The sequence below is a fragment of the Streptomyces poriticola genome (assembly GCF_036689765.1).
Lineage (GTDB): Bacteria > Actinomycetota > Actinomycetes > Streptomycetales > Streptomycetaceae > Streptomyces > Streptomyces poriticola.
This window is the reverse complement of record NZ_JBAGKH010000018.1, coordinates 97,984-119,935: the sequence shown is the minus strand read 5'-3', so window position 1 is coordinate 119,935 and position 21,952 is coordinate 97,984. Positions and strand designations below refer to the sequence as shown.

Below are 21,952 nucleotides of genomic sequence, written 5' to 3'. Positions count from 1 at the left end.
TCGGGAGTTCGAGGACGACCTGGTGCTGTGCGTCAACAACTTCGCCCGGTTCGCCCAGCCCACCGAACTCGATCTGCGCGAGTTCGCCGGACGCCATCCGGTGGAGCTGTTCGGCGGGGTCCGTTTCCCGGCCATCGGCGAACTGCCGTACCTGCTGACCCTCGGGGGCCACGGCTTCTACTGGTTCCGGCTCACCCGAGTCGCATCCCGCATCGGCCACCGAGTGTGAGCGGCACAGGCCGAGGAAAGGACGCGTCACCATGCCGAAGACCGCATCCCTGCGCCCGAGACCGGCAGCACCGCCCGCCGACCCGATGGTGTCGCTGGGCGGGCTGCTGCGCGAGTGGCTGCCGCGGCAGCGCTGGTTCGCGGGCAAGGACCGGCCCGTCACCGACCTCGGGCTGCTGTCGACGACGGAGGTGTTCCCGGGATGTCTGCATCTGCTGGTCCAGACCGGGCACGGTCCGGTGCCCGCGCCCGGTGGCAGCCCCCCGGCCGGGGACTGCTACCAGCTGCTGCTCGGGGTCCGCGAGCGGCCGTCGCCGCGGCTGGGGCGTGCGCTCATCGGGCAGGCGCAGGAGGGGCCGCTGACGGGCCTGACGGTCTACGACGCGCTGCAGGACCCGCGGTCGGCCCAGCTGCTGCTGGAGCGGCTGCGGCACCCCGGCACCGCCGGCCCGCTGCGCTTCGAGTGCGACCCGCTGCGGCCGGTGCCGGCCGGTCTGGTACCCCGGCTGCTCGACGCGGAGCAGTCCAACACCTCGCTGGTGTACGGGGACGAGTTCATCCTGAAGCTCTTCCGGCGGATCCAGCCCGGGGTCAACCCGGACCTGGAGGTGACCAGTGCGCTGGCCCGGCAGGGATGCAGCCGGGTGCCCACGCCGGTGGCCTGGTTCCGGACCACCCACCCCTACGGGGCGACGCTCGGTGTGCTGCAGCCGTTCCTGCACGGCGCCTCCGACGGCTGGACGCTCGCCCTCGATGCGCTGTCCGCCGGGGACGACTTCACCGCACAGGCCCGCGAACTGGGCCGGGCCACGGCGGATGTGCACCTGGCGCTGGCGTCGGCCTTCCCGGCCGGCACGCCGGGCGAGAACGGGCAGACGGCGACCGGGATGGCCGAGCGGCTGACCTCGGCGGCGCACTGTGTACCGGCACTGCGGCCCTTCGTGCCCGGTCTGCGCTCCGCGTTCGCCGCGCTGGCGACCTGTGACGCCGGGCCGCCGGCCCAGCGCATCCACGGGGACCTGCACCTGGGGCAGGTGCTGCGGGCCGGGCGGGACTGGTTCGTGATCGACTTCGAGGGCGAGCCGTCCCGGCCGCTCGCCGAGCGCCGCAGCGACCACTCCCCGGTGCGGGACATCGCCGGCATGCTGCGCTCCTTCGACTACGCGGCCCGGCAGCGCCGCCCGTGGCGGCCGGAGTGGGCGCGCCGCTGCCGCGAGGCCTACTGCGCGGGCTACGCGGCCCGGGCCGGCTGGGACCCGCGCAAGAAGCACGGCCTGCTGCGTGCCTACGAGACGGACCGCGCCGTGTACGAGGTGCTGTACGAGGCCCGGCACCGACCCGACTGGCTTCCCGTACCCATGGCGGCGATCGAACGACTCGCCGTGAGAGGAGACTGACACCGTGGCCCTCCGCGACACCTCGCTCCCCGAGCCGTCGGGTCCCGTTCCGACCGCCACCGCCACCGGCCCGGCAGGGACCGCCCCGCCGCTGGACCCCGACGACCGGGGCCGCCTGCTGGCGGGCTCCCACCACGATCCGCACGCGCTGCTGGGCGCCCACCCGGTGCCCGGCGGGATCGCGTTCCGGACGCTGCGGCCCTTCGCCCGCTCGGTGAGCGTGGTGGTCGACGGTGAGCGGCACGCCCTCGTCTCGGAGGGGGGCGGTCTGTTCTCCGGCGTGCTCCCGCTCGCGGCGATCCCCGAGTACACCCTGCTGGTGGCGTACGGGGGCGATGCGCAGGAGGTGCACGACCCGTACCGGTTCGTGCCCGCCCTGGGCGAGTTCGACCTGCATCTGATCCGGGAGGGCCGGCACGAGCAGCTGTGGCAGGCGCTCGGGGCCGAGCCGATGACCCATCAGGGCGTGCCGGGCACCCGGTTCACGGTGTGGGCGCCGAACGCGCGCGGGGTGCGCCTCGCCGCGGACTTCACCTACTGGGACGGCACGGCCTTCCCGATGCGCTCCCTGGGGGCGTCCGGGGTGTGGGAGCTGTTCCTGCCCGGCGTCGGCGAGGGCACCGCGTACAAGTTCGAGATCACCTCCCAGTACGGACACCGGTTCCTCAAGGCCGACCCGATGGCCCGCCGCGCCGAGGAGCCGCCGAACACCGCCTCGGTGGTGACCGCGTCGCACCACGACTGGGACGACGCGGAGTGGATGCGGCACCGCGCCGACACGCCGGTGCACGAGGCGCCGTTCTCCGTGTACGAGGTCCATCTGCCCTCCTGGCGGCCTGGACTGACGTACCGCGAGCTCGCCGAGCAGCTGCCCGCCTACGTCAGGGACCTGGGCTTCACCCATGTCGAGCTGATGCCGGTCGCGGAGCATCCGTTCGGCCCGTCCTGGGGCTACCAGGTGACGTCGTACTACGCGCCGACCGCGCGGCTCGGCTCCCCGGACGACTTCAAGTACCTGGTCGACGCCCTGCACCGGGCGGGCATCGGCGTGATCATGGACTGGGTGCCGGCGCACTTCCCCAAGGACGACTGGGCGCTGGCCCGGTTCGACGGCGACCCGCTGTACGAACCCGGGGACGCGCGGCGGGCGGAGCACCCGGACTGGGGGACGTACACGTTCGACTTCGCCCGCACCGAGGTGCGCAACTTCCTGGTGGCCAACGCCGTGTACTGGTGCCAGGAGTTCCACATCGACGGGCTGCGGGTGGACGCGGTGGCCTCGATGCTGTACCTGGACTACTCGCGCGACTCCGGCCAGTGGGAGCCCAATGTCCACGGCGGCCGGGAGGACCTGGCGGCGATGGCGTTCCTGCAGGAGATGAACGCCACCGTCTACCGCCGGTGCCCCGGTGTGGTGACGATCGCCGAGGAGTCCACGGCGTGGGGCGGGGTGACCCGGCCCACCGACACCGGCGGCCTCGGGTTCGGGCTGAAGTGGAACATGGGCTGGATGCACGACTCGCTGGAGTACATGGCCCACGAGCCGGTCCACCGCAAGTACCACCACCACGAGATGACGTTCTCGATGGTGTACGCCTACAGCGAGAACTACGTGCTGCCGATCTCGCACGACGAGGTGGTGCACGGCAAGCAGGCCCTGGTGTCGAAGATGCCCGGCGACTGGTGGCAGCGGCGCGCCGACCACCGCGCCTACCTGGGCTTCATGTGGGCCCACCCGGGCAAGAAGCTGCTGTTCATGGGCCAGGAGTTCGCCCAGGGCGCGGAGTGGTCCGAGCAGCAGGGGCCCGAGTGGTGGCTGCTCGACGACGGCTACCACTCGGCGGGCGACCACCGCGGGATCCGGGACCTGGTGCGCGATCTGAACACCCGCTACCGGGCGACGCCCGCCCTGTGGCAGCGGGACACCGACCCGGGCGGGTTCCGGTGGGTGGCCGTGGACGCCGCCGACGACAACGTCTTCGCGTTCCTGCGCTACGACGCGGAAGGCACCCCGCTGCTGGCGGTGTCGAACTTCTCGCCCGTGGTCCGCCACGACTACCGGCTCGCTGCCGGCGAGGACGTCGCCGCCTGGCAGGAGGTCCTCAACACGGACGCGACGCGGTACGGCGGAAGCGGGGTGAGCGAGCCGGGGTCCGTCGAACCGGAGGACGGCTGCATCCGGCTCACGCTGCCGCCGCTGGCCACGGTGTGGCTGGTGCCGTCCGGCCGGTGAGACCCCGCGGCGCGCGCCGCACCCGATGACGGCCGTGGACGGACCCGGTGCCTGGCGCCGCCGGCGCTGCGCCCCGGGTTGCCTGTTCGCCCGATGGCGGCCGCCGGGCCCGGCGGCCGACCCCTACCCCGAACCGCATGCCGCCAAGTGTGGACACCGAGGGTGAGGCACCGAGCAGGAGGGTCACGGCGTCCGCGACCGGGACGGACGCGGCGGTGGCGCCGTTCCCCGCCGGCCGGCCCTGAGCCGGCCGCGACGGACACCGGTGGCGGTGGCCGGCAGCCGCCCCCCGCACGGATCCCGGCCAGCGGCCTCCCGCCCGGCCGACGCCTCGTCGGCCGGCACGGCAGCGGCGCCCTGCCCGGCCGGGAGCCCGGCGGGCCGGTCACACGATCAGGGCCAGCGCGAAGGCGAGCAGACCGACGGCGACCAGCACCGCCAAGGCGATGATCAACGTCAGCGGCGCCCCGGCCCGGCCCGCGGGCGGATGGTGGTCCTCCCGCGGGCCTGCCCCGGGCAGACCGCTCGCCGCGGGCGGGGTCTCGCCGGGCGGCACTCCACCGCCGGGTTCCAGCCCGGAGGTGCGTTCGGGTTCGGGGTCGGGATTCGGGTCGCTCATGGCTTCCGGGTCCCCCGATCCCGCCGAGATCATCGACGGAGGAACAGCAGATCATCGATGCTGGAACAGTTCTGCCGTCCCCGCCCCGGGACACCGTCTCCTCGGCTACATTCGAGCCCGCCGCCGATGACGGTGCTCATCGGTCCCGTCACACCCCGTACACATCAGGAGCAGCGCATGCGCGACGTAGCCCTCGCTCCCGCGGCCCCGCCGCCCCTGACCGGTGGGCTCGCCGACAGTCTCTTCGACACGGCGGCCCGCAACCCGACGCTGCCGATGCTCGCCCGCCGCGAGAGCGCGTCGGCCGCCGTCTGGCAGGAGGTGACGGCCGTCGAGGTCCGCGACCAGGTGAGCGATCTGGCCCGGGGGCTGATAGCGGTGGGAATCACACCGGGCGAGCGCGTCGCGATCATGGCCCGCACCCGGTACGAGTGGACGGTGCTCAGCCATGCCCTGTGGGCGGTGGGCGCCGAGGTGGTGCCCGTCTACCCGACCTCCTCGCGCGAGCAGGTCGAGTGGATCCTGCGGGACTCCGGCTGTGCGGCCGTGATCGTCGAGGACGAGCAGAGCGTGATGACCGTCGGCTCGGTGTGCGCGGCGCTCCCGGCGCTGCGGCACGTCTGGCAGCTGGACGCGGGCGCGCTGCACGAGCTGGCGGTCCGCGGGGAGGCGGTCCCGCCGGCCGCCGTCGACTCGATGCGCCGCCTCGTGCTGCCGGATGCCACCGCGGTCGTCGCCTACACCTCCGGCACCTCCGGACGCCCCCTGGGCTGCGCCCTGAGCCACCGCGGCCTGGCCGGCGTCTGCGACACGCTGCTGGCCGGCTGGGGGCACACCGCGGCGGCGCCGGGCGAGCAGGGCGCGGTCCTGGCCTTTCTGCCGTTCTCCCATGTGTACGGGCTGATGATCCAGGGGCTGTGCATCCGCGGCGGGGTGCTGATGGCGCACGAGCCGGAGATCACCGAGGAGGCGCTGATCTCGGCGCTGCGCACCTTCCGCCCGACCTACTTCTACGCCGTTCCCTCACTGCTGGAGAAGATCTACAAGAACTTCCTGCGTGCGGCGCAGCAGTCGGGCCGGGGCGGGCTGTTCGAGCGGGCCGCCGACACCGCCCGGGACTTCGCCGCGGCCACGGAACGGCAGCGGCTCACGGGTGGCGCGGGGCCCGGGTTCGACCTGCGGCTGCAGCACGCCCTGTACGAGCGGACGGTGTACCGGCGGCTGCGGGCCGCGCTGGGCGGCCGGGTGCGCCGGGCGACCTGCGGCGGATCCACGCTGAGCCGTGAGCTGTCGCTGTTCTACGAGGGCATCGGCATCTACGTGCACGACGGCTACGGGCTGACGGAGACCAGCGGCGGGGTGACGATGCAGCCACTGGGCCGGGAGAAGTCCGGCACCGTGGGGCAGCCGCTGCCCGGCACGGAGGTCCGGGTGGCCGACGACGGGGAGATCCTGCTGCGCGGTCCTTCGGTGTTCCAGGGGTACGTGGGCGACGAGGCCGCCACCCGTGCGACGCTGCGCGACGGCTGGCTGGCCACCGGGGACCTCGGGCAACTGGACGACGAGGGCTATCTGACGATCACCGGCCGCAAGAAGGACGTGATCGTCACCAGCAGCGGCAAGAGCGTCGCCCCGGCCGCCCTGGAGCAGCGGCTGCGGATGCATCCGCTGGTCCACCAGGCGGTGCTGGTGGGCGACAACCGGCCGTGCGTGGGGGCGCTGATCACCCTGGACCCGGATTTCCTGGTCCACTGGCGGGCGGCGCTGGCGTTGCCCGGGGACGCCCCGATGCGCGAGGCACGCGAGGAGAACGCGCTGCGCGAGGAGGTCGCGCGGGCGGTGGCCGCCGCCAACAGCACGGTGTCGCGGGCGGAGTCCATCCGGGTGTTCCGTATCCTGCCGCGGCCCTTCGACGTGGCGGGCGGACTGCTGACCCCGTCGATGAAGCTGCGCCGCGACGAGATCGTGCGCACCTACGCCGCCGAGATCGACGCGATGTACGAGGCACGGTCGCGCCGCCCGCAGCGGACCCTGCCGGACGAGACCGCGGGCTGGGACGACGCGGACAACGTGTTCTTCCGGTGACCGGCGCACCCGGCCGAGTACGGGCGCGTAGGGTGCCCCGGTACGGGAACTTGCAGACCCGAGGGGGCACGGCACTGGACGACAGCCCGGCCGCCGGCCGGGCCGAGCCGGGAAGGCGAGATGGCAGCCGAGTCGCGTTGGAACAGGACACCGGCTCCCGAGGGGATCACGGACCGCACCGCCGGTTTCGCCGGGGAGCTGCACCATGTGACCGGTGCGCGGCTGGTCGCGGAGGATTTTCTGTACGATCTCGCGCGGGTCGCGCCGCCGGCCGCCCCCGAGCACTGGGACGACATTCTGCTGGTGGTCACGGAACTGGCGGCCAACGCGGTGCAGTATGCGCCCGGCCCGTTCGAGCTGCAGCTGCGCCGCACCTTCGACGGTGTGCACGTGGTGCTGCACGACACCAGCTCCGTCCCGCCCGAACCGCGTCCCTTCCGTCCCAGCAGCGGCGGGGGCGGCGTCGGCTGGCATCTGATCCACACGCTGTGCGACCAGGTCAGCGTCGTCACCGACGAGCACGGCAAGGACATCCACGTCTTCCTGCCCTGGTGAGCCCGGCCGCCGCGGCGGCGGCCGGGCTCGTGCCTCAGGGCGCGGAGCCGCCCGCGGGCGGCAGCCGGTCGTAGTAGTCGCCGACCGCCGTCAGATACTCCCGGTCCATCGTCTCGCTGTCGGTGCGGAACCGGGGCGCGGCCTTGATCTGGGCCTTGGTGCAGGACACCGTGACCCGCCGGTCCTGCGGGTCGATGCCGGTGACGATCCCGACCGGCACGAGCACGCTGCGCCCGAAGACCCAGGCACCGCTGTCGACGACCAGATGACGCATGCCGAAGTGGTCGGCCTGGCGGTCCACATGGCCGACGGTGCCGTCGGCCGCGACGACCGTGCAGCCGGTCAGGTCCTGCCCCTCGGCATGACCGCTGTCCGGCGCGTACGTCCAGATACTGTCGCTCGGCACGCTGCTCCTTCCCTCCCGGGTGGGTGACGGGTCCCGGTCCGGCGTGCACCGGTGTGCGACGCCGGTCCCACAAGCAGCAATTACCCTGCCCGCGCACCGGCATTCGGCGGCTCCCCGGGGGTGCCGGGCGGCGACGGGCGGTCCCAGCGTACGCCGGGCTGCCGCTCTCGACTGGCGGAACCTCCGGCAGCACGATGGGATCGATGAGGTGCGAGGCACCGGCCCGGGGGCAGGCGCATGGCGTTCGAGGCAGACCGCCGGGAGCCGCAGAAAGGGATGAGCACCGTGACACGACCCAGGATCCTGGTGGTCGGCGCAGGTTTCGCCGGCGTGGAGTGCGTCCGCCGTCTGGAGCGGCAGCTGTCTCCGTACGAGGCGGACATCACGCTGGTGACGCCGCTCGCCTACCAGCTCTACCTGCCGCTGCTGCCCCAGGTCGCCTCCGGTGTGCTGACGCCCCAGTCGATCGCGCTGTCGCTGCGCCGCAGCCGGAAGTACCGCACCCGGATCATCCCGGGCGGCGCGATCGGCGTGGATCTGAAGGCGAAGGTGTGTGTGGTCCGCACCATCACCGACCGGATCGTCGAGGAGCCCTACGACTACATCGTGCTCGCCCCGGGCAGCGTCACCCGCACTTTCGACATCCCGGGTCTCACCGATCACGCCTACGGCATGAAGACCCTGGCCGAGGCGGCCTACATCCGCGACCACGTCATCTCCCAGCTGGACCTGGCGGACGCCAGCCAGGACCCCGCCGAGCGCGCCTCCCGTCTGCAGTTCGTGGTGGTGGGCGGCGGCTATGCGGGCACCGAGACCGCCGCCTGTCTGCAGCGGCTCACTCATGCCGCGGTGAAGCGCTATCCGCGGCTGGACCCCCGGCTGATCAAGTGGCATCTGATCGACATCGCGCCGAAGCTGATGCCGGAGCTGGGCGAGAAGCTGGGCCGCAGCGCCCAGGACATCCTGCGCCGGCGCGGTATCGAGATCTCCCTGGGTGTCTCCATCGAGAAGGCCGGTGCGGAGGAGGTCACCTTCACCGACGGCCGCGTGGTGCCCACCCGCACGCTGATCTGGACCGCCGGGGTGGTGGCCAGCCCGCTGATCGCCACGCTCGGTGCGGAGACGGTCCGGGGACGGCTGGCGGTCACCTCGGAGCTGACCGTGCCCGGCCGAGACGGGGTGTTCGCGCTGGGCGACTCGGCCGCGGTGCCCGATCTGGCGAAGGGCCCGGAGGATGCCGTCTGCCCGCCGACCGCACAGCACGCCATGCGGCAGGGCAGGGTCGCCGCCGACAACATCATCGCCACGGTGCGCAACCAGCCGATGCGACCGTACGTCCACAAGGATCTGGGACTGGTCGTCGACCTGGGCGGGGCGGACGCGGTCTCCAAGCCGCTCGGGGTGGAGCTGCACGGCCTGCCCGCCCAGGCGGTGGCGCGCGGCTACCACTGGTCGGCGCTGCGCACCGGCGTGGCCAAGGCCCGGGTGATGACCAACTGGCTGCTGAACGCGGTGGCCGGGGACGATTTCGTGCGGACCGGCTTCCAGGCGCGCAAGCCCGCCCGGCTGAAGGACTTCGAGTTCACCAACGCGTATATGACGCCCGAACAGGTGCGGGCGCATGTGGAGGGGTCCGGTCCGTCCGCGCCGTGACCCGGCCGCGGCGCTCCGCCCGCGCCGTGACATGCTGAGAAGCGGATCTCTGCGGCGGACGGAGCGGCGGACGGAAGTGAGTGCGGCGGCGTGAGGGCAGGCAGACGCTCGGGGCGGACCCGGCTGCGGGACCGCGTCGCCGCGTCGGATCCGGGGCTGCTGCGGCTGATCGCCGGGCTGCGGACGGTAGGCGCCATCGCGCTGGCCCTGGCCGTGCTGGCGCCGTTCGGCGTCGATGTCTCCCTGCTGGTGGCGGGCGCCATGACGGCGATGGCATCGACGTTCGCCATCCGGGAGAAGCAGCGCGGCGCCCAGGCGGTCACGCTGGCGCTGGGCCTGCCGGTGGCGCTGGTCTCGGTGACGCTGGGCGCGCTGCTGTCCTCGCGCGTCGTCGCCGGTGACCTCTTCTTCGTCGTCCTGATCTTCTGCGCCGTCTACGGCCGCCGGTTCGGCGACCGCGGCACCGCGCTGGGGCTGATCGGCTTTCAGGTCTACTTCGTGTCCCTGTTCGTCGGTGCCACCGTCGCTGAGCTGCCGGGTCTGTGCGCGGCCGTCACGGTCGCGGTCGCCTGCAGTGCCGTGGTGCGCTTCGGGATCGTGCCGGCGACCCCCGCGGGCGTGCTGCAGCGGCTGCGGCAGGCGTTCCGGGCCCGGCTGGCGCAGCTGATCCAGGCACAGACCGATCTGCTGGACGCCGGGGCGGACGACATCGACAAGGCGCTCGAGGACGTGCGCGACGGCACCGCGCGGCTCCACGAGACGGCCCTGATGATCCAGTCCCGGCTGGAGGAGGGCACCCCCGACGCGCCCACGGCGCGGCTGGTGCAGCGGCGCATCGCGGACGCCGAGATCGCCGCGGAGCGGCTGGGCCTGCTGCTGCTGTCCGCGCGCAGCGCCGAGCGCGCGGACACCCTGACGCTGCATCTGCCGGGCGCTCCGGCCCCGTCGGTGGCCCGGCTGCCCGGGCCGGACGAGGCGACGGCCCTGCTGCGCCGTGACCTCGGCGCGCTGCGGGCGCTGGTGCTGGTGCCGCCGGCCCAGGCGCGCGGGACGGCGCTGTCCCAGCTGCGCAACCGGCTGCTCGGCTACCGCGACGAGGAGAACCTGCCGGCGGCCACGCCGGCCGTGCAGGACGTCTTCCGCGGCGTCGGCGAGGCCGCCCGCGCGGTCATGGGGCTGCGGATCGCGCTGGACGGCCCGGAGGACGAGTCGGACGACTCCCCCGCCACCGCGCGCTCTCGCGAGGAGATGGACGCCGAGGACGCGGCGATCGACGCCGAGGAGAGCACGCCCGAGGAGGAGCCGACCGGGCTGCAGCGGCCCACCACGCGGGCCGCGGTGCAGGTGACGGTCGGCTCGTCGCTGGCGATCGTCGGCGGTGAGCTGCTGTCCGCGCAGCGCTGGTACTGGGCGGTGCTGGCCTGCTGGATCGTTTTCCTGAACACGGCGTCCACCGGGGAGATCCTGGTGAAGGGCTACCGACGGGTACTGGGCACGCTGTTCGGGGTGGTGGCGGGCATCGCGCTGGCGGGCCTGGTCGGCAACCGGACCTGGCTGGCGTTCGCGCTGGTCATGCTGTTCATCTTCGCGATGTTCTACACGGCACCGCTGTCGTACACCCTGATGTCGTTCTTCGTCACCGCGATGCTGGGGCTGCTCTACACCCTGCTGCACACCTACAGCATGTCGGTGCTGCTGCTCCGGGTGGAGGAGACCGCGCTGGGTGCGGCGTGCGGGATCGTCGCGGCGGCGCTGGTGCTGCCGGTGCGCACCGACCGCCGGACCAACGAGCTGCTGGTGACGGTGCTGGAGCGGCTCGCCGACGTCACCGAGGGCGCGGTGGACCAGCTCAGCGGCGGCCCGGCGGCGGACCTGCTGGACCGGGCCCGGGACCTGGACCAGGCGCTGGGCGATCTGCGGGCGGCGACACAGCCGCTGACCCATCCGATCACTCCGCTGCGGACCCGGCGCGACACCGCCCGCTACGTGGTGGCGCTGCTGGAGACCTGCGCCTATCACGCGCGTTCGCTGGCGGCGACGGCCGAGCTGCTGCCCGCCCATCCGTCGATCGCGGCGGATCCGCGGCTGCGCGGGGCGGTGCGGCGCACGGTGCGCAACATCGGGGCGATCGCGGCGCGTGTCGCGGACGAGGACGCCCGCACGGAGGCGGAGACCGGGCCGAGCATCGCCTCGCTGCTGCAGCCGGACGCGGAGGGCACCCCGCGGTACGGCAGGATCACCGGCCGGGTGCTGCGGCATCTGGAGCGCCTGGACGAGGCGGTGGTCGGTCTCGCCAGGCCGCTACGGGTGCCGGTGACGGCGCCGCGGCGCTGACGGGCCCCGGGCGGGCGGCTCAGAAGTCGGTGGGCAGGCCGCTGACCTCGGCGATGCCGCGCAGCTCCGCGTTCTGCCGGTGCCGTTCCCGGAGGTAGTCGGCGATGGCGTCGAGCCGGGCCGGGTCGGACGCGGTGACCGCGTCGGTGACGACTCTGACCGGTCCGGTCTCGTCGGTGCTGATCTCGACGACCTCGTTGTCCAGCCGTCCGGTGACGGCGGTGGCGATGACGAGGGCGGCCTCGTCGCGGACCTCCTGGGGCAGCGCGTCGGCTTCGTGGCCGTCCAGGGAGAAGTCGATGGTGGGCAGCTGGTCCTCGTCGATGGCCCGCAGGACGGGTTCCACCACCCTGAGCAGCAGCCGGTAGTCCTCGGTGTCCATGCGGATGCGCAGGAGGTCGAGGTAGACGTCCACGGGACGGCCGTCCGGCGGGATCTCGTGTTCGTTCATCCTGGCCGTGTTCCCCTCCCTGTGCGGTTCAGGCCCGGTCCGTGGCGCGGCGGCAGGGGCGGGACCCCAGGGCCTCGTCGCGCACCCGGGCGCAGCTGCGGTTGATCAGGCGGGAGACGTGCATCTGGGAGATGCCCAGCCGGTCGGCTATCCGGCTCTGGGTCATGTCCTCGAAGAACCGCATGTAGAGGATGGCGCGCTCGCGCTCGGGCAGCCGGCGCAGGCCCTCCTTGGCGGACTCGCGGTCGACGACGACGTCGTAGGAGGTGTCCGTGGCGCCGAGAGTGTCGGCGAGGCTGTAGCCGTCGTCGCCGGTGGACAGCTCGGCGTCCAGGGACAGGGTGCTGAAGCTCTCCAGTGCCTCCATCCCGGCGGCGACCTCGTCCTCGGTGAGCCCGGTGTGCGCGGCGATGTCGGCGACGGTGGGTTCGGGGCTGCCCGGGTTCTGGGTCAGCTCGCGGCGTGCCACCCGTACCTTGTTGCGCAGTTCCTGTACCCGGCGGGGCACCCGCAGCGCCCACATCCGGTCCCGGAAGTGCCGCTTGACCTCGCCGGTGATGGTGGGCACCGCGTAGCTCTCGAAGGCGCCCCGCTCCGGGTCGAACCGGTCGACGGCCTTCACCAGCCCCAGCGCCGCCACCTGGCGCAGATCCTCGACGGACTCCCCGCGGTCGCGGAACCGTCCGGCGATGCGGTGGGCCATGGGCAGCCAGGCGGTGACCAGTTCGTCGCGGACGGCGTCGTGCTCGGGTCCGTCCCGGAGCACCGCGAGCCGGGCGAACAGAGCCGTGGTGTCCGGGGCGTCGTCGTGCCGTCGCCGGGCGGGCCGGGCGGTCTCGGGGTGGGCAGGGGTCGGTTCGGGTGCGGCGGGACGGGTTGCGGGCGTGTCGATGAGCATGCGGACTCGCTCCTGAACTCTGTTTCAGGGACTCTCCGCGGGAACGGGGCCGGCCGGACGGCCTGGAGGGGCCCGGGGCAGCCGTGACGCTCCCGCTGCTGCGCCTCCGGTCCGAAGCACGAAACTGCGACTGCCCCTCGCTCGGGGGGACAAACTCCGCTTCTCTCCGCTTCTCCGAAAGAATTCGAGCGGTACCACCACGGTGCTGCGCCTCGGGCAGGACGGCAACTCGGGGAGGGGTTGCGCGCCGTGGGACGGCCGAGGGCGGGTACGCGGACTGCATGACCGATGTGGTGGACTCCGACGAACTGCTGCGGCGGATGCAGCGGGCGCGTGCCTGCGCCGTCCGGGAGGCGCGGGCCTGGCGGGCCCGCCGGGACGAACTGCGGGCCACGGACCCTGCGGGATCCGGAGAGGCGGCGGTGCGGACGGTGGCCTTCGAGGCCGTGGTGCGGGTGCTGGACGAGGTGCTGACCCCGGGCCGGCACCGGTCCGCGGAGTGAGACGGGTCACGCGACGCCGTTCCGGTTTCACGGCGGAGCCCTAGATGGTTTAGCGTTCATCCATACGTGGTGGCGGGGTCGACCGCAGCCGTCCTCCGTGCACCACCCTTGACAGCCCTGGCTGGCTTCCCCCGTCCAGCCAGGGCTCCTTCATGCCCGCGGGTGTGCCGGGCGGGACGTGTGCGGCGGGTGCGGCGGTCCGGTCGCCGGGTTCGCGCCACCGGCACGGAATCTCCGCCGGATCCGCCGTCCTCCGAGGTGCCCAGGGCGGCGGCAGCGGCTGAAATGGGCGTAGGGAAAGCCCCGGGACCGGACTGTCGGCGAGGAGCTCCGCGTCATGACCAAAGCGATCAAGCTGCTGACCGCCCTGCCACCGCCCCAGCGCGAGCGACTGATGGCGCTCGCCCGGGAGGTGGCGTTCGCCGAGGACGTCCGCATCTTCGAGGCGGGAGAGAGCGCCGACCGGTTCTGGGTGATCCGTTCCGGTGCGGTCTCCCTCACCCAGCGCGTGTCGTCCCTGCAGCGGGTGACGGTCGCCAGTCTCGGCGCGGGCGATCTGCTGGGCTGGTCCTGGCTCTTCCCGCCGCACCAGTGGGACTTCGGGGCGGAGGCGTTCAGCCCGGTGCGCGCCTACGAGTTCGACGCGCAGGCGGTGCTCGCGCTGTGCGAGGAGGACCCGGCGCTCGGACTGGTACTGGTGCGCTCGGTCGCGGAGATCCTCGCCCACCGGCTGGAGACCACCCGGGGCAGGCTCATGGAGCAGTACACGGTGCACCGGCGCGGGCCGGTGTGAGGCACCTGCCGGGGTGAGGCGCGGGCCGCCCCCCGGTGCGAGGGGCCGGTTCAGGCTCCCGCGATCAGGGTGAGACCCAGAACGATCATGGTCGTGGCGACCAGGGCGTCGAGCAGCCGCCAGGCGGCGGGCCGGGACAGGAACCGCCCGAGGAACCGCGCGCCGAACCCGAGCGCGGCGAACCAGCACAGGCTGGCCAGCACCGCGCCCAGACCGAACGTCCAGCGCAGTTCCCCGCGGTCGGCGGCCACGGAGCCCAGCAGGAACACGGTGTCCAGGTAGACGTGCGGGTTGAGCCAGGTCAGCGCCAGACAGGTGAGCACCGCCCGCCGCCGGGACCCCGCGGCGTCACCGTCCGCGGTCAGCGCGCCGCCGGGCCGCAGCACCCGGCGCGCGGCCAGCGCACCGTATCCCAGCAGGAACGCCCCGCCGACCCAGCCGACCACGGTCAGCGCCTCCGGCCAGGCCACCACCACCGCGCCGACCCCTGCGACACCCAGCGCGATCAGCGCGGCGTCGGACAGGGCGCAGATGCCGACCACCGCGAGGACGGCGTCACGGCGGAGCCCCTGACGCAGGACGAAGGCGTTCTGGGCGCCGATGGCGACGATGAGCGAGAGGCCGGTGCCGAATCCGGCCGCCGCGGCGGTGAGGGCGTTGGTCATGGCCCCGACGCTAGGCCGGACGATCACCTGACGTACAGCTAAAGATTCTTACGTATCCTTAGCTGCTGTGATGAGGACGGGCTTGGCGGAGCTTCCGCTGGATCAGGTGCGCACCCTGCTGGCAGTGGTCGACGAGGGCACCTTCGACGCTGCGGCGGCCGTGCTGCATGTGACGCCGTCGGCGGTGAGCCAGCGCATGAAGGCGCTGGAGCAGCGCACGGGGCGGGTGCTGCTGCTGCGCACCAAGCCGGTGCGACCGACCGAGTCCGGCGCGGTGCTGGTGCGGCTGGCCCGGCAGCTGGCGCGGCTGGAGCGGGACGCGCAGGCCGAGCTGGGGCTGAGCGGGGCGGCCGGGGGGCCGACCCGGGTATCGGTGGCGGTGAACGCGGACTCGCTGGCCACCTGGTTCCCGGCCGCACTCACCCGGGTGCCGCAGCAGCCGCCGCTCTGCTTCGAGCTGCGCCGCGAGGACGAGGACCACACCGCGGCGCTGCTGCGGGAGGGCACGGTGATGGCGGCGGTGACCTCGTCACCGGACCCGGTGCCGGGTTGCTCGGTGCGGGCGCTGGGCCGCATGCGCTACTTCCCGGTGGCCGCCCCCGGCTTCGCCGACCGGTTTCCGGCCGGCTCGCTGCCCGAGCTGCTCGCCGGGGCACCGGTGGTGGCCTTCGACCGGCGCGACGACTTCCAGGACGGTTTCGTCCGGCAGCTCGGCGGGGGGCACGGCGCGGCGAGTGCGGCGCGCCACCTGGTGCCCACGTCGGAGGGGTTCGTCGAGGCGGTCGCCGCCGGCCTGGGCTGGGGCATGGTGCCCGAGCAGCAGGCCGGCCCGCTGCTCCGCTCCGGGCGGCTCGTCGGTCTCGCCCCGGACCTCCCGGTCGACGTGCCCCTCCACTGGCAGCAGTGGCGGCTGGACTCACCGGCGCTCTCGGCGGTCGCCGAGGCGGTGGCGGGGGTGGCGGCCGAGGCGCTGCGCCGCTGACCCCCCGGGCCGGGAATTGACCGCCGGCCGGCGGTTTCCCAGGGGCACCGGCGGGTGACCCTGGCGGGTGAGACATCCCCGAGGACGCGAGACCGCGTGGAGCACAGGTGAGCTTCATGGACGACCGGCGGGAGCGGGCCACGGGCCGCTCCGCGGACCCCGATCGGTTCCTCCCCGTCGGCGGCGCCGGCCCGGCCCTGCTGCGGACCGGGCGGGCCAGGGCGGTCCGCCGCCGCCCGGGCGGATGACCCGGCACGGCGGCGGTGCCGGGACCATCCGGGTGCGCCGTGTCTACGACCCGCCGGAACCGGACGACGGGGTCCGGGTCCTGGTGGACCGGCTGTGGCCGCGCGGGCTGGCGAAGGACGCGGCGCAGGTCGACCACTGGCCCAAGGCGATCACCCCGTCGACGGGTCTGCGCCGCTGGTACCACGCGGGCGAGGGCTCCTTCCGGGAGTTCGCCGCGCGCTACGCGGCCGAGCTGGACGCTCCGGAGGCGGCGGACGCGCTCGACGAGGTGCGGGAGCTGGTCCGCCGGGGCCCGGTGACCCTGCTGACCGCGTCGCGGTCCCCCGCCGCCGGCCATGCCGCGGTGCTGGCCCGCCTCCTCGGCGCCGAATGAGCAGCAGGCGGGCCGCCCCGTGCGGTCAGCCGGTCTGCCGGGCCGCGGCCCGGCCTGCCGCACGGCCGGAGAACAGACAGCCGCCGAGGAAGGTGCCCTCCAGGGCGTTGTAGCCGTGCACACCGCCCCCGCCGAACCCGGCCACCTCCCCGGCGGCGTACAGGCCCTCCACCGGGGTGCCGCCGGCGCCCAGGGCGCGGGAGTCCAGGTCGGTCTGGATGCCGCCGAGGGTCTTGCGGGTGAGCACATGCAGCTTGACGCCGATGAGGGGCCCGGCGGCGGGGTCGAGGATGCGGTGCGGGGCGGCGACCCGGCCGAGGCGGTCGCCGATGTAGCGCCGGGCGTTGCGGATGCCCTGGACCTGGGCGTCCTTGCTGTAGGGGTTGGCCATCTGGGTGTCGCGGGCCTCGATCTGGCGCCGGACCCCGGCGGCGTCGAGGAGCGGCTTGCCGGTCAGCGCGTTCATCTTCTCCACCAGCTGCTCCAGGTCGGGCGCGGTCACGAAGTCCGCACCCTTGCGCAGGAAGGCCTCCACCGGGGCGGGCGCGCCCTTGCCGAGGATCCGCTCGCGCAGGAAGGCCTTGCGGTCCTTGGCGGTGATGTCGGGGTTCTGCTCGGAGCCCGACAGGGCGAACTCCTTCTCGGCGATCCGCTGGGTGAGGACGAACCACGAGTGGTCGTGCTCCGCGAGGTCCTCGCGCGTGCGCAGATGCTTCAGGGTGCCGAGGGTGTCGTAGCCGGGAAGACAGGGCTCGGGCAGCCGGCGGCCGAGGGCGTCGAACCAGACGGAGGACGGGCCGGGCAGGATGCGGATGCCGTGGCCGGGCCAGATCGGGTCCCAGTTGCGCACCCCCTCGGTGTAGTGCCACATCCGGTCGCGGTTGACCAGGCGTGCGCCCGCAGCCGCGCTGATGTCGAGCATCCGTCCGTCGACGTAGGCGGGCACGCCGGTGACCATCTCGCGCGGCGGAGTGCCGAGGCGTTCCGGCCAGTGGCGCCGGACGATGTCGTGGTCGGCGCCGATGCCGCCGGAGGTGACGATCACAGCCTGGGCGGTCAGTTCGAAATCTCCGGCGGCGTCGCGGTTGGAGGCGACGCCCCGGGGCGAGATGTCCTCGGCGAGGAGCGTGCCGCGTACGCCGCGGGCCGTGCCCTGCTCGACGATCAGCTCGTCGACCCGGTGGCGGTGGTGGAAGGTGAGCAGCCCGTCGCGGGCGGCCTGCCGGGCGTACCCCACGAACGGTTCCACGACGCCGGTCCCGGTGCCCCAGGCGATGTGGAAGCGGGGTACGGAGTTGCCGTGACCGTGCGCGCGCAGGTCACCGCGCTCGGCCCAGCCCACGGTGGGCAGCAGTCTGATGCCGTGGCCGTCCAGCCAGGAGCGCTTCTCCCCGGCCGCGAACTCCACGTAGGCACGGGCCCAGCGCACCGCCCAGGAGTCCTCGTCCTCCGGCCGGTCGAACCGGGCGCTGCCCTGCCAGTCGTTCCAGGCCAGCTCGAAGGAGTCCTTGACGCCGAGACGCCGCTGCTCGGGGGAGTCGACGAGGAACAGCCCGCCGAAGGACCAGAAGGCCTGCCCGCCGAGGTTGGCGGCGTTCTCCTGGTCGACGAGCGCGACCCTGCGGCCCCGGCTGGTCAGCTCGTGTGCCGCGACCAGGCCTGCGAGGCCCGCTCCCACCACGATGACGTCGGCGTCCATGGCGACCGTCCCTTCCTCGTTGTCCGGCTCATTCGGTGTGCGCGGCCCGTTCGGTGCCGCCGCTGCCGTCGGTGAGCAGCGCGGTGAGCAGCTGGGCCAGCCAGGCGCGGGCGCGGACCACGTCCCGGTCCAGCAGCAGTTGGGTGGTGACTCCGTCGTAGGCGGCGACCACGGCATGGGCCGCCCCGTCGGCGTCGGCGAGCACGGCGGGCAGCTGGGTGCCGCCACGGGCCCGGGCGAGCCGGTCGGCGATCGCCTGCCGCAGCCGGGCCCGGTGCGCCAGCAGGGTCCGGGCCACGGCGGGGTCGCGGGCGGCGTGCACCAGGAAGTCCGTCTTGACCAGCAGCCAGTCCCGGTCGAGCAGCAGGACGTCGGTGACGCGGTCGACGGCGGCGCGGACGTCCAGGTCGCCCCCGTCCGCACCGTCCGCGGCGAGGGCGCCGGAGACCTGTTCCGCGATCAGGTCGGCCCGCTCCCGGTAGAGGGCGAAGAACAGTTCGTCGAGGCCGGCGAAGTTGGAGTAGAAAGCGCCCCTGCTGTAGCCGGCGGCCTCGCAGACCTCCTCGATCGTCACATGGCCGAAGCCTTTGGCTGCGAAGACCGTGAACGCGGCCCGAAGGAGGTTGGCGCGCGTCCGGGCACGGCGCCTGGTGACCCGCCCCGCCGTGCCTTCGGTGCTCATGCCCGCGCCCTCCGTTCCCCGCCCTCCGGCGGATACGCGAATGTATCCGATACACGCGTGTACCCAAAGACCCCGTGCAGGAATCCGCCCGCGGCCCCAGCACCGCTCGACTGGAACATATTTTCGAATAAAGGCTAGGCTTGTGCCATGACCACGCACCTCCAGGGCTCCCTGTTCGACCAGACCGACGAGGTCCGGCTCGGCGCCCTCGACGGGCTGCGCCGCACCCGCCTCGGCTCCGGCGCCTGGATCGATGTGCTCCCGGGCTGGCTGACCGGCTCGGACACGCTGTTCGAGGAGCTGGCGTCCGGCGTCCCGTGGCGCGCCGAGCGGCGCACCATGTACGACCACGTGGTCGACGTGCCCCGGCTGCTCGCCTTCTACGGCGCCGGTGACCCGCTCCCCCGTCCGGTGCTGGCAGAGGCGCGCGACGCGCTGTCGGCGCACTACGCCGGGGAGCTCGGCGAGCCGTTCACCACCGCGGGGCTGTGCCTCTACCGCGACGGCCGGGACAGCGTGGCCTGGCACGGCGACCGGATCGGCCGGGGCGCGCGGGAGGACACGATGGTCGCCATCCTCTCCGTGGGCGCACCCCGGGACCTGCTGCTGCGCCCGGTGCACGGCGGCGCCGGCACGGTCCGCCGGCCGCTCGGCCACGGCGACCTGATCGTCATGGGCGGCTCCTGCCAGCGCACCTGGGAGCACTGCGTACCCAAGTCCGGGCGCGCCGCGGGACCTCGGATCAGCGTGCAGTTCCGCCCGCACGGGGTGAAGTGAGGCGCGCTCACCCGTCACGGAACGCCGTCCTCCCGCGCGGGGCTGCCGGACACCGGGCGAACGGCTCGGGAGGAGGCCCCGGACGAGCACGGGAGCCGACCCGGTGCGGGCGCCGGCCCGGCGCACCGATGCCCGTGCTCCTCCTGGCCGCCGGCGTCGGCACCCGGCCCTCGCCGCGAGCCCCGCGGGTTCGCGTACGCGGCGCTCGTGACCGGATCGCTGGTGGTGATCCTCGTGTCGTACGGGTCAGCAGTACGCCGCACGCGGGCCACCCGATTCCTGTCCGGCATGCGCCACCACCCGCGGCCCGCCGCCTGATCTGCTTTCCTGGTGCCCGTACGACACGGACCTCACCCTGGGGACGATCATGCGGGCGGATGTGCGGCAGGTCGCGGACGGCACCTATCTGGTGCACGGCAGCAGCACCAACTGGGTCATCCTCACCGACGGGGACGCGCTGACACTGATCGACACCGGCTATCCCGGTGACCGGCAGGGGCTGCTCGACTCCCTCGCGGCGGTGGGAGGTTCGCCCCGGGCCGTGACGGCGGTGCTGATCACCCACGCCCACAACGACCACCTCGGCTCCGCCGAGTACCTGCGCACCGCCTTCGGCACACCGGTCCAGCTGCACACCGCCGAGGTGCCGCACGCCCGCCGGGACTTCCTGCACCAGGTCTCCGTGCCCACCGTGCTGCGCAACGGCCTGCGGCCGGGGGTGCTGCCCTGGGCGGTGCACGTGCTGCGCTCCGGCGGCACCGCCCGGGTCCCGGTCGCCGCTCCCGAGCCGTTCCCGCAGACCGGTGCGCTGGATCTGCCCGGCCGGCCGGTGCCGGTGCACACCCCCGGGCACACCGACGGGCACTGCGCCTACCATCTGCCGCACGCCGGGGTGGTGGTCTCCGGCGACGCGCTGGTCAGCGGCCACCCCACGTCGCGGGTGCGGGGGCCGCAGCTGCTGCCCGGCATGTTCCACCGCGACCGGGCGCGGACCCTGGCATCGCTGGACGTCCTCGCCCGGCTCGACGGCGACCTCCTGCTGCCCGGACACGGGCCGGTCCACCACGGCCCGGTGAAGGACGCCGCGCACCGGGCCCGGGAACGGGCGTTCTAGAGTCGGGCCATGGCCTTGCAGATCAGTGCCACCAACCCGGAGCATCCGGCGCTCCTGCTCGAACTGCCCTGGCAGCTGCCGCTGGAGGAGTGGCCGGAGGAGTACCTGGTGCCGCTGCCCCGCGGCATCTCCCGGCACGTCGTCCGCTACGCGCGCGCCGGCGACGAGGTGGTGGCCGTCAAGGAGCTGGCCGAGCGTCCGGCGCTGCGCGAGTACGAGCTGCTGCGCGACCTGGACCGGCTCGGCATCCCCGCCGTGGACCCGCTCGCCGTCGTCACCGGGCGCACCGGCACGGCGGGCGGTGCGCTGGAGCCGGTGCTGATCACCCGGCATCTGGGCGGCTCCATGCCGTACCGGTCGATGTTCGAGACGACCCTGCGCCCGGCGACCATGCACCGGCTGATGGACGCCCTCGCGGTGTTGCTGGTGCGGCTGCACCTGGCCGGGTTCGCCTGGGGCGACTGCTCGCTCTCCAACACGCTCTTCCGGCGGGACGCGGGCGCCTTCGCCGCGTACCTCGTCGACGCCGAGACCGGCGAGCTGCATCCGCGGCTCAGCCCCGGGCAGCGCGACTACGACCTCGATCTCGCCCGGGTGAACATCAGCGGTGAGCTGCTGGACCTGGAGGCGTCGGGGGCCCTGCACCCGTCCGTCGACCCGGTGGCGTTCGGCAGCGGGATCTGCGCCCGGTACCAGGGCCTGTGGCAGGAGCTGACCCGCACCTCCGTCTACCCGGCGGGCAAGTACCACTACATCGAGCGCCGGATACGCCGGCTCAACGACCTCGGCTTCGACGTGGCCGAGATGCAGATCGAGCACGCCTCCAACGGTGACACGGTCACCTTCGTGCCCAAGGTCGTCGACGCCGGCCACCATCAGCGGCAGCTGCTGCGCCTGACCGGCCTGGACACCGAGGAGAACCAGGCCCGCAGGCTGCTGAACGACCTGGAGTCCTGGATGGCCACCCAGGACGACCATGCGCCGGGCGACCCCCTCGGCGCCCGCCCCGAGGTGCTGGCCCACCGGTGGGTGCGGGAGGTGTTCCGGCCGACCGTGCGGGCGGTCCCCCGCGAACTGCGCGGCGCGATGGACCCCGCGGAGATCTACCACGAGCTGCTCGAGCACCGCTGGTACCTCTCCGAGCGGGCCCAGCAGGACATCGGCCTCGATACGGCGGTCCGTGACTACGTCGAGAACTTCCTCCCGAAGGCCGGCCGGACCCCGCGGACGGAGCCGGGCTGAGGCGCCGGACCGGC

The 21,952-nt window shown here is 73.6% G+C and carries 22 protein-coding genes; 15 read left to right on the top strand and 7 right to left on the bottom strand.

Annotated features, from left to right (window positions below; genetic code table 11):
• The 3 genes from V5O46_RS21540 to glgB form a co-directional block, all read left to right on the top strand.
• The coding region (locus V5O46_RS21540; protein WP_332886287.1) for an alpha-glucosidase C-terminal domain-containing protein at positions 1-229 on the top strand (229 nt) is incomplete at its 5' end.
• A gap of 31 nt (positions 230-260) precedes the next feature.
• Positions 261-1,625, top strand: a complete 1,365-nt coding sequence (locus V5O46_RS21535; RefSeq protein WP_332886286.1) for a maltokinase N-terminal cap-like domain-containing protein — start codon at positions 261-263, stop codon at positions 1,623-1,625.
• A 4-nt stretch (positions 1,626-1,629) separates the two neighbouring features.
• Positions 1,630-3,858: a 1,4-alpha-glucan branching enzyme gene (gene glgB, locus V5O46_RS21530; protein ID WP_332886285.1), complete on the top strand. Its 2,229-nt coding sequence runs from the start codon at positions 1,630-1,632 to the stop codon at positions 3,856-3,858.
• Between the two features lie 385 nt (positions 3,859-4,243).
• Here glgB and V5O46_RS21525 read toward each other — a convergent pair whose 3' ends face one another.
• The gene (locus tag V5O46_RS21525; RefSeq protein ID WP_332886284.1) at positions 4,244-4,477 is read right to left on the bottom strand and encodes a DUF6480 family protein; all 234 of its coding nucleotides are present in this window, start codon (positions 4,475-4,477) and stop codon (positions 4,244-4,246) included.
• 177 nt (positions 4,478-4,654) lie between these two features.
• Between V5O46_RS21525 and V5O46_RS21520 the strand changes: the two genes are divergently transcribed.
• Complete coding sequence (locus tag V5O46_RS21520) at positions 4,655-6,562, top strand: AMP-dependent synthetase/ligase (RefSeq protein WP_332886283.1); 1,908 nt, start codon at positions 4,655-4,657, stop codon at positions 6,560-6,562.
• Positions 6,563-6,682: 120 nt separating this feature from the next.
• The gene (locus tag V5O46_RS21515) at positions 6,683-7,117 is read left to right on the top strand and encodes an ATP-binding protein (RefSeq protein WP_332886282.1); all 435 of its coding nucleotides are present in this window, start codon (positions 6,683-6,685) and stop codon (positions 7,115-7,117) included.
• Positions 7,118-7,151: 34 nt separating this feature from the next.
• Here the strand turns inward: V5O46_RS21515 and V5O46_RS21510 are convergent, their stop codons facing one another.
• A complete protein-coding gene (locus tag V5O46_RS21510) occupies positions 7,152-7,523 on the bottom strand; it encodes a PRC-barrel domain-containing protein (RefSeq protein WP_332886281.1) in 372 nt (123 codons plus the stop codon).
• Between the two features lie 276 nt (positions 7,524-7,799).
• On the opposite strand from V5O46_RS21510, the gene V5O46_RS21505 reads away from it, so the two are divergent.
• Together V5O46_RS21505 and V5O46_RS21500 are read left to right on the top strand one after the other, a co-directional pair.
• On the top strand, positions 7,800-9,176 hold the full coding sequence (locus tag V5O46_RS21505; RefSeq protein ID WP_332886280.1) for an NAD(P)/FAD-dependent oxidoreductase: 1,377 nt from the start codon (positions 7,800-7,802) through the stop codon (positions 9,174-9,176).
• 90 nt (positions 9,177-9,266) lie between these two features.
• A complete protein-coding gene (locus V5O46_RS21500) occupies positions 9,267-11,510 on the top strand; it encodes an FUSC family protein (protein WP_332886279.1) in 2,244 nt (747 codons plus the stop codon).
• A 19-nt stretch (positions 11,511-11,529) separates the two neighbouring features.
• Here the strand turns inward: V5O46_RS21500 and V5O46_RS21495 are convergent, their stop codons facing one another.
• Together V5O46_RS21495 and V5O46_RS21490 are read right to left on the bottom strand one after the other, a co-directional pair.
• Positions 11,530-11,961, bottom strand: a complete 432-nt coding sequence (locus V5O46_RS21495) for a hypothetical protein (protein WP_332886278.1) — start codon at positions 11,959-11,961, stop codon at positions 11,530-11,532.
• A 28-nt stretch (positions 11,962-11,989) separates the two neighbouring features.
• Positions 11,990-12,859 (bottom strand): SigB/SigF/SigG family RNA polymerase sigma factor, encoded by an 870-nt coding sequence (locus V5O46_RS21490; protein WP_332886277.1) that lies wholly within the window; start codon positions 12,857-12,859, stop codon positions 11,990-11,992.
• 281 nt (positions 12,860-13,140) lie between these two features.
• On the opposite strand from V5O46_RS21490, the gene V5O46_RS21485 reads away from it, so the two are divergent.
• Both V5O46_RS21485 and V5O46_RS21480 read left to right on the top strand, forming a co-directional pair.
• Positions 13,141-13,362 carry a hypothetical protein gene (locus V5O46_RS21485; protein ID WP_332886276.1) on the top strand — a complete coding sequence of 74 codons (222 nt, stop codon included), beginning with the start codon at positions 13,141-13,143 and terminating at the stop codon, positions 13,360-13,362.
• 337 nt (positions 13,363-13,699) lie between these two features.
• Entirely contained in the window at positions 13,700-14,155 is a 456-nt protein-coding gene (locus V5O46_RS21480; RefSeq protein ID WP_332886275.1) for a cyclic nucleotide-binding domain-containing protein, read from the top strand.
• 50 nt (positions 14,156-14,205) lie between these two features.
• On the opposite strand, the gene V5O46_RS21475 is transcribed toward V5O46_RS21480, so the two are convergent.
• Complete coding sequence (locus V5O46_RS21475) at positions 14,206-14,820, bottom strand: LysE/ArgO family amino acid transporter (protein ID WP_332886274.1); 615 nt, start codon at positions 14,818-14,820, stop codon at positions 14,206-14,208.
• A gap of 82 nt (positions 14,821-14,902) precedes the next feature.
• On the opposite strand from V5O46_RS21475, the gene V5O46_RS21470 reads away from it, so the two are divergent.
• The 3 genes from V5O46_RS21470 to V5O46_RS21460 all read left to right on the top strand — a co-directional run bounded on the left by V5O46_RS21470 (position 14,903) and on the right by V5O46_RS21460 (position 16,424).
• Positions 14,903-15,802 (top strand): LysR family transcriptional regulator ArgP, encoded by a 900-nt coding sequence (locus V5O46_RS21470; RefSeq protein WP_332886273.1) that lies wholly within the window; start codon positions 14,903-14,905, stop codon positions 15,800-15,802.
• A gap of 107 nt (positions 15,803-15,909) precedes the next feature.
• Positions 15,910-16,050 carry a hypothetical protein gene (locus tag V5O46_RS21465; RefSeq protein ID WP_332886272.1) on the top strand — a complete coding sequence of 47 codons (141 nt, stop codon included), beginning with the start codon at positions 15,910-15,912 and terminating at the stop codon, positions 16,048-16,050.
• Positions 16,047-16,424 carry a DUF488 domain-containing protein gene (locus V5O46_RS21460; protein WP_332886271.1) on the top strand — a complete coding sequence of 126 codons (378 nt, stop codon included), beginning with the start codon at positions 16,047-16,049 and terminating at the stop codon, positions 16,422-16,424. Before V5O46_RS21465 ends, V5O46_RS21460 begins: the two co-directional genes overlap by 4 nt.
• Before the next feature lie 25 nt (positions 16,425-16,449).
• Here the strand turns inward: V5O46_RS21460 and V5O46_RS21455 are convergent, their stop codons facing one another.
• Together V5O46_RS21455 and V5O46_RS21450 are read right to left on the bottom strand one after the other, a co-directional pair.
• Positions 16,450-18,123 (bottom strand): FAD-binding dehydrogenase, encoded by a 1,674-nt coding sequence (locus V5O46_RS21455; protein WP_332886270.1) that lies wholly within the window; start codon positions 18,121-18,123, stop codon positions 16,450-16,452.
• 28 nt (positions 18,124-18,151) lie between these two features.
• Entirely contained in the window at positions 18,152-18,805 is a 654-nt protein-coding gene (locus tag V5O46_RS21450) for a TetR/AcrR family transcriptional regulator (protein ID WP_332886269.1), read from the bottom strand.
• A 147-nt stretch (positions 18,806-18,952) separates the two neighbouring features.
• On the opposite strand from V5O46_RS21450, the gene V5O46_RS21445 reads away from it, so the two are divergent.
• From V5O46_RS21445 to V5O46_RS21435, 3 genes are all read left to right on the top strand, one after another.
• Positions 18,953-19,582: an alpha-ketoglutarate-dependent dioxygenase AlkB gene (locus V5O46_RS21445; RefSeq protein ID WP_332886268.1), complete on the top strand. Its 630-nt coding sequence runs from the start codon at positions 18,953-18,955 to the stop codon at positions 19,580-19,582.
• A gap of 367 nt (positions 19,583-19,949) precedes the next feature.
• Entirely contained in the window at positions 19,950-20,696 is a 747-nt protein-coding gene (locus V5O46_RS21440) for an MBL fold metallo-hydrolase (protein ID WP_332886267.1), read from the top strand.
• A gap of 9 nt (positions 20,697-20,705) precedes the next feature.
• Positions 20,706-21,938 (top strand): DUF4032 domain-containing protein, encoded by a 1,233-nt coding sequence (locus V5O46_RS21435; protein ID WP_332886266.1) that lies wholly within the window; start codon positions 20,706-20,708, stop codon positions 21,936-21,938.
• Positions 21,939-21,952 lie beyond the last annotated feature (14 nt).

What these genes read in the sequence shown, in the direction of transcription:
- V5O46_RS21515 (WP_332886282.1), top strand. Translation starts at nt 6,683, where the DNA reads ATGGCAGCCGAGTCGCGTTGGAACAGGACACCGGCTCCCGAGGGGATC.
- V5O46_RS21495 (WP_332886278.1), bottom strand. Translation starts at nt 11,961, where the DNA reads ATGAACGAACACGAGATCCCGCCGGACGGCCGTCCCGTGGACGTCTAC.
- V5O46_RS21520 (WP_332886283.1), top strand. Translation starts at nt 4,655, where the DNA reads ATGCGCGACGTAGCCCTCGCTCCCGCGGCCCCGCCGCCCCTGACCGGT.
- V5O46_RS21525 (WP_332886284.1), bottom strand. Translation starts at nt 4,477, where the DNA reads ATGAGCGACCCGAATCCCGACCCCGAACCCGAACGCACCTCCGGGCTG.
- V5O46_RS21535 (WP_332886286.1), top strand. Translation starts at nt 261, where the DNA reads ATGCCGAAGACCGCATCCCTGCGCCCGAGACCGGCAGCACCGCCCGCC.
- V5O46_RS21455 (WP_332886270.1), bottom strand. Translation starts at nt 18,123, where the DNA reads ATGGACGCCGACGTCATCGTGGTGGGAGCGGGCCTCGCAGGCCTGGTC.
- V5O46_RS21450 (WP_332886269.1), bottom strand. Translation starts at nt 18,805, where the DNA reads ATGAGCACCGAAGGCACGGCGGGGCGGGTCACCAGGCGCCGTGCCCGG.
- V5O46_RS21480 (WP_332886275.1), top strand. Translation starts at nt 13,700, where the DNA reads ATGACCAAAGCGATCAAGCTGCTGACCGCCCTGCCACCGCCCCAGCGC.
- V5O46_RS21445 (WP_332886268.1), top strand. Translation starts at nt 18,953, where the DNA reads ATGACCACGCACCTCCAGGGCTCCCTGTTCGACCAGACCGACGAGGTC.
- V5O46_RS21505 (WP_332886280.1), top strand. Translation starts at nt 7,800, where the DNA reads ATGAGCACCGTGACACGACCCAGGATCCTGGTGGTCGGCGCAGGTTTC.
- V5O46_RS21490 (WP_332886277.1), bottom strand. Translation starts at nt 12,859, where the DNA reads ATGCTCATCGACACGCCCGCAACCCGTCCCGCCGCACCCGAACCGACC.
- V5O46_RS21485 (WP_332886276.1), top strand. Translation starts at nt 13,141, where the DNA reads ATGACCGATGTGGTGGACTCCGACGAACTGCTGCGGCGGATGCAGCGG.
- V5O46_RS21475 (WP_332886274.1), bottom strand. Translation starts at nt 14,820, where the DNA reads ATGACCAACGCCCTCACCGCCGCGGCGGCCGGATTCGGCACCGGCCTC.
- V5O46_RS21435 (WP_332886266.1), top strand. Translation starts at nt 20,706, where the DNA reads ATGGCCTTGCAGATCAGTGCCACCAACCCGGAGCATCCGGCGCTCCTG.
- V5O46_RS21460 (WP_332886271.1), top strand. Translation starts at nt 16,047, where the DNA reads ATGACCCGGCACGGCGGCGGTGCCGGGACCATCCGGGTGCGCCGTGTC.
- V5O46_RS21440 (WP_332886267.1), top strand. Translation starts at nt 19,950, where the DNA reads ATGCGGGCGGATGTGCGGCAGGTCGCGGACGGCACCTATCTGGTGCAC.